Source organism: Nonomuraea sp. C10, from assembly GCF_008017515.1.
In the GTDB taxonomy this organism is placed as follows: domain Bacteria; phylum Actinomycetota; class Actinomycetes; order Streptosporangiales; family Streptosporangiaceae; genus Nonomuraea; species Nonomuraea ferruginea.
The window spans coordinates 965697-974812 of record NZ_VPFF01000003.1 but is presented as its reverse complement, the minus strand read 5'-3'; the positions used below and the strand labels follow the sequence as shown (position 1 = coordinate 974812).

General features: G+C 69.9%; 11 protein-coding genes. 7 read left to right on the top strand and 4 right to left on the bottom strand.

All coding sequences use genetic code 11. The annotated features are described in order from the left end of the window. Window positions 1-4 precede the first annotated feature (4 nt). Window positions 5-331, top strand: coding sequence for a rhodanese-like domain-containing protein (locus tag FR742_RS36080; protein ID WP_148035764.1), 327 nt, complete (start codon window positions 5-7; stop codon window positions 329-331). Window positions 332-400: 69 nt separating this feature from the next. Here FR742_RS36080 and FR742_RS36075 read toward each other — a convergent pair whose 3' ends face one another. Further along, window positions 401-1033 (bottom strand): FMN-dependent NADH-azoreductase, encoded by a 633-nt coding sequence (locus FR742_RS36075; protein WP_148035763.1) that lies wholly within the window; start codon window positions 1031-1033, stop codon window positions 401-403. A gap of 143 nt (window positions 1034-1176) precedes the next feature. Between FR742_RS36075 and FR742_RS36070 the strand changes: the two genes are divergently transcribed. Further along, on the top strand, window positions 1177-1821 hold the full coding sequence (locus tag FR742_RS36070) for a TetR/AcrR family transcriptional regulator (protein ID WP_148035762.1): 645 nt from the start codon (window positions 1177-1179) through the stop codon (window positions 1819-1821). A 27-nt stretch (window positions 1822-1848) separates the two neighbouring features. Here FR742_RS36070 and FR742_RS36065 read toward each other — a convergent pair whose 3' ends face one another. From FR742_RS36065 to FR742_RS36055, 3 genes are read right to left on the bottom strand one after another with little or no spacing between them, the layout of a single operon-like run. Beyond that, window positions 1849-2034: a hypothetical protein gene (locus FR742_RS36065; RefSeq protein ID WP_148035761.1), complete on the bottom strand. Its 186-nt coding sequence runs from the start codon at window positions 2032-2034 to the stop codon at window positions 1849-1851. A gap of 51 nt (window positions 2035-2085) precedes the next feature. Beyond that, entirely contained in the window at window positions 2086-2664 is a 579-nt protein-coding gene (locus tag FR742_RS36060; RefSeq protein ID WP_148035760.1) for a YdeI family protein, read from the bottom strand. Window positions 2665-2697: 33 nt separating this feature from the next. After that, complete coding sequence (locus FR742_RS36055; protein ID WP_148035759.1) at window positions 2698-3756, bottom strand: LacI family DNA-binding transcriptional regulator; 1059 nt, start codon at window positions 3754-3756, stop codon at window positions 2698-2700. Window positions 3757-3900: 144 nt separating this feature from the next. Here FR742_RS36055 and FR742_RS36050 point away from each other — a divergent pair, with 144 nt between their 5' ends. Genes FR742_RS36050 through FR742_RS36030 form a run of 5 tightly spaced genes read left to right on the top strand, consistent with a single transcriptional unit; the run spans window position 3901 to window position 9109 of the window. After that, on the top strand, window positions 3901-5262 hold the full coding sequence (locus tag FR742_RS36050) for an ABC transporter substrate-binding protein (RefSeq protein ID WP_148035758.1): 1362 nt from the start codon (window positions 3901-3903) through the stop codon (window positions 5260-5262). A gap of 8 nt (window positions 5263-5270) precedes the next feature. Next, a complete protein-coding gene (locus FR742_RS36045; RefSeq protein WP_148035757.1) occupies window positions 5271-6197 on the top strand; it encodes a carbohydrate ABC transporter permease in 927 nt (308 codons plus the stop codon). After that, window positions 6194-7018, top strand: coding sequence for a carbohydrate ABC transporter permease (locus tag FR742_RS36040; RefSeq protein ID WP_148035756.1), 825 nt, complete (start codon window positions 6194-6196; stop codon window positions 7016-7018). Before FR742_RS36045 ends, FR742_RS36040 begins: the two co-directional genes overlap by 4 nt. Window positions 7019-7023: 5 nt before the next feature. After that, the gene (locus tag FR742_RS36035; RefSeq protein ID WP_148035755.1) at window positions 7024-7917 is read left to right on the top strand and encodes an ROK family protein; all 894 of its coding nucleotides are present in this window, start codon (window positions 7024-7026) and stop codon (window positions 7915-7917) included. 40 nt (window positions 7918-7957) lie between these two features. Beyond that, window positions 7958-9109, top strand: coding sequence for a glycoside hydrolase family 68 protein (locus FR742_RS36030; protein ID WP_148035754.1), 1152 nt, complete (start codon window positions 7958-7960; stop codon window positions 9107-9109). The last annotated feature ends 7 nt before the right edge of the window (window positions 9110-9116 follow it).

The following is a 9116-nucleotide window of genomic DNA, read 5'->3' as shown; positions in this document are numbered from 1 at the left end:
CGGCATGACCGCACTCATCACCCGGGACGAGTTGAAGGCCGCGATCGACGCGGGCACCGTGACCGTCGTCGACGCGCTGGGCGGCGAGTACCACGCGAAGCGGCATCTGCCGGGCGCCATCGCCCTGGTCAGGGAAGACGTCGACAGGCTCGCACCCGCCCTGCTCCCCGACCTCGACGCCGCCATCGTCACCTACTGCTCCAACCCGGCGTGCCCCAACAGCGGCCAGGTCGCCGACCGGCTCACCGCCCTCGGCTACACCGACGTCCGCAAGTACCGGGAGGGCATCGAGGACTGGACCGACGCCGGCCTCCCCACCGAATCCGGATGATCCTCGTCGTGAAGAGGAGAGGCGACGGCGGGCCGCCAGGGACGTGGGGCCCGCCGTCGCCGTCGGGGATCAGGCCTTGGCCAGTGACCGGCCCGCTTCGAGGGCGGCGGCCAGGGCGTCGGCGCGCTGCTGGGCGGAGAGGTCCCTCAGTGCCTCCATGCCCGGGGTGGTGGCGGCGAGGGTGAGCTCACACTTGATCAGGGTGAGGTCCGCCTGCCAGACGTCGGCGAGGACGCGCTTCAGGTAGGGGGTCGAGTGGTCCCACCCGTCGCGCGGGGTGCCGGGGCCGTAGCCACCGCCGAGGGTGGTGATCAGTACGGCGGGCGTGCCCTTCAGCAGCGGGGTGCCCTTGGCCGCGCCCGCCATGGCCAGGTCGGACCAGGTCTTGAAGTGCTGGGAGACGCCGTAGTTGTAGATCGGCACGGCCATGATCACGGCGTCGGCGTTCTGGAGTTCCCCGGCCAGTCCGGCGGCCAGGGCCAGGGCGTCGCGCTGCGCCGGGGTGCGGTCGGCCTCGGGGGTGGAGCGGGCGGTGGCGGCCTGTGCCCAGGCGTCGGCGGCCAGCGGGTCGGTGCCCAGGTGGCGGCGGGTCACCGTGCCCCAGGGGTGGGCGGCGGTCCACTCGGCTTCGGCTCGGTCGGCGATCTCGGCGCTGACGGAGGCGGCCGGGAGGATGCTGGCGTCGAGTCGGAACAGGTGCATGGATCGATCACTTCTTCAGGGTGGATGCTTCCCGCGGAACGCGGGGGTGGTCGCACGCGACGGCCCGGAGAGCTCCAGGGCCCGCGTCTCTCGACAGAGAAACGGACTTTACCCCGGTTAACATTCCCGGTTAGATTGATCGGGTGAACTTCCCTGTCGTGCCGCTGGGAAAACCACGTGGTGAGCGCGCGGACGCGGCACGCAACCGCGAGCAGTTGCTGGCGGCGGCCCGCGCGATGATCGCTGAGCACGGGACGCGGAAGGTGACCATGGACGCTCTCGCCGAGCGCGCCGGTCTGGGCAAGGGCACCGTCTTCCGCCGCTTCCGCACCCGGGCCGGCATCTTCCGTGCCCTGCTCGACGAGGAGGAGCGCCGCTTCCAGGAGCGGGTGCTGTCGGGCCCACCCCCGCTGGGCCCGGGCGCCGACCCCGCGCAGCGCCTGATCGCCTACGGCCGCGCCCGCATCGCCTTCCTCCTGGAACACCACGCCATCGCCCGGGCCGCCCTGGACCGCGCCCAGCCGATCCCCGTGGGCGAGGTCGCCATGACCCGGCCCCACATCCGCATGCTCCTCGGTCTGTCAGGCTCGCGCCTGCCCCACCCGGACACCCTCGCCGTCCAGCTCACCGCCGCACTGGAAGGCCCGCTGCTGCTCTATCTGTCCATGGACGAGGACGCCGCGCCACCGGCCATGGAAGCGGCCCACCCCCTGGCCGAAAGCTGGCAGACCCTCATCGAACGCGTCCTCCAGGTCGACCTTCCCCCGGAGGACGCCGTCGATGGTTGACCGGATCCCGCGCTGCGAAGAGTACGTCTAGCCGACGTCCTTGCAGTACATCCAGCCGTAGTCTTCGACCCAGCAGGGGTAATAGTCGTCGTACCTGGGCTTCGCCTGTGCCGCGGTGCCGATGATGGCGAGGGACGCGGCGGCGACCACCACGGCTGCGGCGATTCGGCGGCTCGTGCGCGCGAAGGCGCCGGTTTTATTCTGGTTCGTCATGACGGATATCTGAGCTTGTCGACCTTGTGGATCACTTGCATCCAGCTGTCCTCAAGCGGAGCGGTCTCCACTACCCGTCCCCAGGGCCTCCAGCGCCTTGGCGAGCCTGGCCTGCCGGATCTCCGGGGTGGAAGCCTGGAGCAGCGGCAGGATCACGAGGTAGCGGCCCGTCTTGTCGAGCGCCTCGAACGCCTGCCGGGCAGCCGGGTCCGCGTCCAGCAGGGCGGCGAGGTCGGGCGGCACCGTCGCGTTCTTCTGCGACTCGTACGCGCGATCCCACCGCCCGTCCTCCTGGGCGCGACGCACCTCGGCCAGCCCCGGCTCGCGCATCCGCCCCGCGGCCGTCAGCTCGGCGACCTTGTCGACGTTGACCCGCGACCACAGGCTCCTGGGGCGGCGCGGGACGTACTTCTGCAGGTAGTGGAGGTCGTCCAGGCCGCGTCGCTGCCCCGAGATCCAGCCCCAGCAGAGCCCGACGTCGACCAGTTCGTCCTCGGTGACGGACGGGATGCCGGACTTCTTCTTGGCCACCTTGACCCAGACGCCTTCCGCCCGCGTGTGGTGCTCGGCCAGCCAGTTCTCGAAGGCCTCCGCGTCGGGGAAAGCGATGATCTCCACACCGTCGTCCATACGGATCAGGCTAACGGGACGATCCCGCGGCGCCTACTCAGGCCGCGGCGTGACGGATTCGCGGCTGTGGACGTGCATCGGAACCCGGTGCACGTCGCCCACCCGGCCGGTGTCCGAGCGGTCGCGGTCGATCTCGGTGAACAGCACGTCGACGGCCTTGCGGCCCAGTTCGTAGTGGGGCAGCGCCACGGTGGTCAGCTTGGGCCGCATCCACGAGGCGATGGGGTGGTCGTCGAAGGAGACGACGGAGACGTCCGCGGGCACCTTGAGCCCGAAGTCGTCGAGTGCCTGGTAGGCCCCCATGGCGATCCGGTCGTTGAAGCAGATCAGCGCACGCGGCCGTACGGTACCCAGAAGGTCGCGCGTGGCGGCGAGGCCGTATTCCGGCTGCCAGTCGGGGCACCTGCGAGCGCCCGCCACCTCGACTCCCGCCTCGCTGAGGGTCTCGCGGATGCCGATGAGCCGTTCCACCGCCGCGACGCTGTCCGAGGGTACGTCGCGCAGGCCCGGCCCGGCACCGATCAGGTGGATCCCGTCGCGGTGGCCGGCGTCGAGCAGGACGCGGGCGGCCAGGCGGCCGGCCTCGACCTCGTCGGGAAGGACGGCGGGCAAGGGCGTGGGCTCCTGGGGAAGCGCGTTGAGCAGCACGGCGGGTGAGGCCGTCATGCTCTTGGGGACCTTGATGGTCCTGGTGAACATCGAGGCCAGGATGAGCCCCTCGACCTGGCGGTCCTGCATGGTCTGCAGCAGGAGGCGTTCGAGTTCGGGGTCGCCTTCCGTCTCACCGATGAACAGCATGAAGCCCCGGTCCCGGGCGGCCTCCAGCGCTCCCTTGATCATGTCGCCGGCCAGGCGCGAGGTGGCGACGGTGTCGGAGATGAAGCCGATCGTCTGGGAGGTGCCCTTGCGCAGGCCCACGGAGACGATGTTGGGCCGATACTGCAACTCGTCGGCCGCTCTGAGCACTCGCTCCTCGACGTCCTGGGAGATGCGCAGTTCGCGGCCGCGGCCGGACAGCACCAGCGAAGCGGTCGGGCGGGAGACACCTGCGGCCTTGGCCACATCGGCCAGCGTGACCCGTCGTGGACTCACCCAGAACCTCCGGTCGTCAAGAGTGTGTTACAGGGGGTTGACATCCTGCGACGCGCAGGATGAGACTATCGGCGCTAACCCGATTTAGCAACGGAGGCGGACGCCGCCCGGCGCCGATCGTCCCAAGCAGCAGAGGAGACGCACATGGCTCGTCGAGGTCGCCGCGGCAGGTCCGGGGCCGCGCTGGTGATCGCCATGGGGACGCTGGCCGCCGCCTGCGCGGCGCCCGGCAGCGACAACCCGCAGCCTCAGGCCACCGCCTCGTCGCCGGTGTCCTCCGCACCCACGTGCGGGACGGAGCCGATCACCATGAGCGGCTACTTCGAGACCGGCTTCCCGCTGCCCAAGGCGCTGACCACCGAGTTCACCAAGCAGCACCCGAACGTCACGTGGAACCTCCGCGAGGACCAGTTCGCGGTCATCACCCAGAACGCGCCGCGCGTGCTGGCGGACAACCCGCCCGACCTGATGCGCCTGCCCCAGGTCTCCGAGCTGGTCAAGGACAACCTGCTGAAGAACCTGGACGGCTACGCGACGGCGTTCGGCTGGGACGAGTGGCCGGCCTCCCAACTTGAGCAGCTGCGCCTGGGCCAGGGCGGGCGGCCGCGCGGCGAAGGCTCGCTGTACGCCCTGGGGCTCAACTCCAGCATGACCGGCGTCTTCTACAACAAGGAGCTCGCCACCAAGATCGGGATGTCCGCCCCGCCCACCACGCTGGCGGAGTTCGACGAGGTGCTGGAGAAGGCCAAGAAGGCGGATATCACGCCCATCGTCCAGTTCAACGGCGGCGCCACCGGCGGCCTGGCGTTCCCGCTGCAAAACCTCATGGCCTCCTACGGCCCGGCCGGGCCCATCAACGACTGGATCTTCCAGAAGCCCGGCGCCAGCATCGACACCCCGTCGAACCTGCAGGCCGTCCAGCACCTGGAGCGATGGATCAAGGCAGGATACTTCCAGAAGGACGTCAACGCGGTCGACTACGCGACCATGATGAGCCGCTTCATCGACGGTCAGGGCCTGTTCATGTTCAACGGCGACTGGGAGTCGGGCAACCTCGACAAGCAGATGCCGGGCAACGTCGGCTTCTCCCTGATGCCGCCGGCCCAGCAGGGCGGCAAACTGGCCGCGATGTCGGCCCCCCTCACCTTCGGCATCGCCGCGAACGCCAAGAACGCCGACTGCGCCGCCTTCTTCCTCGACTGGGTGGCCACCGACAAGCAGGCACGCACGATCGGCGTCGAGGTCGGCGGATCGCGTCCGATGGGACCGGCCGACGCTTACATGCCGGACGTCGCCTCGGACCAGGTCACCGCGAGCACTCTGGCGGCCGGGGCGGACATCGCCGAGGACAACGGCGCGATGGACTTCATCGCCAACGCCACAGGCGCCATCTACGCCAAGAGCTGGACGCCGCAACTGCAGAAGCTGGTGGGCGGAGAGCAGACGCCGCAGGAACTGCTGAAGACGGTCCAGGCGGACTACGCCGCCCAGGTCGAAGGGAACTGAGACCGGTGATGAGCAGCCGTGCCGGCGCCCGAGCCGCGCGCCGGCGGCCGGTCGTGACCATGCTGGGCGGCACGCGCGGCCTGGTCGGCTGGCTGTTCGTCGCCCCGGCGCTCGCCTTCTACGCGGTGTTCGTGCTGCGCCCGATCACCCTGACGTTCCAGTACTCGCTGTACGACTGGAACGGCATCGGCGCCTCCACCTGGGTGGGGCTGGCCAACTACGGCAAGGTCTTCACCGATCCCGACCTGTTCGACTCGCTCGTCAACGCCTTTCAGCTGATCGTGTTCTTCAGCGCGATCCCCGTCGTGCTGGGCCTGGCGATCGCCGCGACGATCAGGCGCATCGCCCAGAGCAGGCTTGCCGTCGTGGCCCGGACCGTGCTCTTCCTGCCGCAGGTCATCCCGCTGGTGGCCGCCGGCATCGCGTGGAGCTGGCTGCTGGCCTCCACCGGAGTGATCAACCAGTTGCTCTCGCTCATCGGCCTCGGCGGGGTGACGCGGGCCTGGCTGGGTGACTTCGCCACCGCCCTGCCCGCGGTCGGCATGATCGGCGCGTGGGTCCTGCTGGGCCTGTGCACGCTGCTGCTCCTGGCCGGCATGAGCAAGATCGATCCCGCGTTGTACGAGGCGGCCCGGCTCGACGGCGCCGGGCCGTGGCGGGAGTTCGTCTCCATCACGGTCCCGAGCCTGCGCCAGGAGATCGCGGTCTGCGTCACCGTGACCGTGATCGCGGCGCTGGCCAGCTTCGACATCATCTACATCTCCACCCAGGGCGGGCCCGGCAACACGACCATGGTGCCCGGCCTGCAGATCTTCTACCTCGCCTTCTCCGAACGCGAGGTGGGCATGGCCTCGGCCCTGGCCGTGGTGCTCATGGTCCTCGTGATCGCCTGCGCCCTTCCGATCCAGTGGTTCGCGAAGGACGGCGACCGATGAGCATCGCGTGGCGGGAGGCGTGGACCGGCAGGTTCCTGCTCATCCTCATGATGGCGGTCACGCTTCTGCCGTTCCTCAGCCTGTTCGTCACCGCCCTGCACCCCTCGCGCACCTACCCGGCCGGACTGGCCTGGCCGGACGACCCGCAGTGGGGCAACTTCGTGCGGGCCTTCGAGGCGGCCAACATGGGCGAACTGCTGAAGTCGAGCGGGCTCATCGTGCTGGGTGTGGTCCCGATCTCGATCCTGCTGGGCACGATGGCCGGCTTCGCCATCGGCCACCTGCGCGTGATCGGCGGACGAGTGATCTTCCTGCTGTTCGTGCTCGGTCTGACCCTCCCGTTCGAGGGCATCATCACGCCGTTGTACTACCAGATCCGCGACATGGGACTCCTCAACACGCGGTGGGCCATCATCCTGCCGCTCATCGGCCTGTTCATGCCGTTCAGCGTCTTCTGGATGCGCGCCCACTTCGTCAACATGCCCGGGGAGCTGTCCGAGAGCGCCCGGATGGACGGCGCCACTACCTGGCAGCTGTTCCGCCGCATTCACGTCCCCCTGGCCATGCCGGCGATCTCGTCCCTGGGCATCCTGCTGTTCCTGTGGACCTGGAACCAGTTCCTGCTGGCCATCGTCCTGGTCGACGACCCTGCCAAACGGACGATGTCCGGCGCGCTGGGCGCTTTCCAGGGCCAGTGGGGCACCGACATCCCGCTGCTCTGCGCCGGATCACTGCTGATCCTGACCCCCACGCTGGTGATCTTCCTCATCTTCCAGCGTCACTTCGTCAAGGCCCTGCTGCAGGGCTCGTTGAAAGGATGACGGCGATGAGCGCGCCGCCGCTCTACGGCGGGATCGAGGCGGGCGGGACGAAGTGGGTCTGCGCGATCGCCGACGCCGACGGGAAGGTGCTCGCGACCCACGTGATACCGACGACCACACCGGAGACGACCATCACCGCCGCCGTGCGGTTCTTCCGGGACCACCGGACGCTCGCCGCGGTCGGCGTGGGCAGCTTCGGCCCTGTCGATCTGCGGACGGGCTCACCGACGTACGGCCACATCACCGCCACGCCCAAGCCCGGGTGGTCCGGCACCGACGTCGTCTCCCCGCTGCGCGCCGCGCTGCGCGTTCCCGTCGGCCTCGACACCGACGTGAACGCCGCCGCGCTGGGCGAGTGGCGGCGCGGAGCGGGACGAGGGCTGGGAACGGTCGCCTACATGACCGTGGGCACCGGCATCGGCGTGGGAGCGGTGGTGAACGGCCGGCCGCTGCACGGTCTGCTGCATCCGGAGTTCGGCCACGTCCGCATCCCGCACGATCGGACCAGGGACCCGTTCGCGGGCAGTTGCCCCTTTCACGGGGACTGCCTGGAAGGCCTCGCCTCCGGCGAGGCGATGCGCCGGCGGTGGGGACAGCGCGCCGAGGACCTGGACGACCCGGCGGCGTGGGAGCTCGAGGCCGAATACGTGGCCCACGCCGTCATGAACCTGACCTACGCGCTGTCACCCGAGCGGATCATCGTCGGGGGTGGCGTCACCAAGCGCGCCGGGCTGATGGGACGAACGAGGGCACGCGCGTTCGACCTCGCCGCCGGCTACCCCGCGATCTCGGCGCTGACCGATCGGGCCGCCATGGACGAGTACGTGGTCAGCCCTTCGCTCGGCGACCACGCCGGCATCACGGGCGCCGTCGAACTCGCCATGCGCTGCTTCGCGTGACCGACAGAGCACATCCCACCAGTGAAAGAAGAGATCATCCATGCACTCCCGAGGACGGTCAGGCGCCCCATGGACCCGCCGGCACCTCGATCAGCTCACCGAGACCGGCACGGCCACGGCTCCCGTCATCGATCCCCCGGCCCTGCCGAGGATCCTGCCGGACCTCGATCTGTGGGACCTGTGGCCGATTCAGGAGGAGGACGGCTCACCGAGCGTGATCGACGGCCGGGAACTGTGGATGGCCCTGTCGGCTCCCGCCCTCGGTCATCCCGAAGAGCGCCATGACCAGGCCCGGATCCGCCTGCTCGGCAAGAGCGGCGACGCGTGGGAGGACCTGGGGAACGCCTTCGCTGACGGCGCCTCGCCCGGCAGCCGTGAATGGTCGGGGTCAGCGGTCCGCCGGCCCGACGGCACCGTGTCCGTGTTCTACACGGCCGCCGGACGGCGGGGCGAAGCACGCCCGACCTACCGGCAGAGCGTCATCGAGACCCGCCCCGCCCTGGTCGCGGACCGCGGCGGGGTCCTGCTGGGACGAGACGCCGAGCACCGCGAGGTCCTGCGCTCCGACGGCCTGACGTATCTGCCGGCCGACGAGTCCGACGGGGCGCCGGGCCGCATCAGAGCCTTCCGCGATCCCGGCTGGTTCCGCGACCCGGCCGACGGGCGCGACTACCTGCTCGTCGCCGCGTCCACCGCCTGGGAGGACGGCTTCACCGGTGCGATCGCCCTGGCCGAGTCACGGGACGGCGCCTGGTCCCTGCTTCCGCCCCTGCTCGTCGCCGAAGGCGTCAACCACGAGCTGGAGCGACCGCACGTCATCGTGCACGACTCCTGGTACTACCTCTTCTTCTCCACCCACCGCCATTCGTTCCACCCGGCCGACCGTGCGCCCACGGGGCTGTACGGCTTCGCCGCGCCCAGCCTGACCGGCCCGTACGAACCGCTGAACAGCTCCGGACTCGTGATCCAGAACCCCTCCGTCGCACCCGACCAGGCCTACGCCTGGCTGGTGCTGCCGGATCTCCGCGTGGTCAGCTTCGCCAACTACCGCTCCCACCAGGGCATGGACCCCCGATCCGCGGGAGCGGCGCAGGCGCGGGCCGGTTTCGGCGGCACCGTCGCCCCCATGCTCAGGCTCGTACTCAACGGCATGACCACCTCTGTCAGCCCGGTCACATGGTCACCGTCCTGAAGGAGCC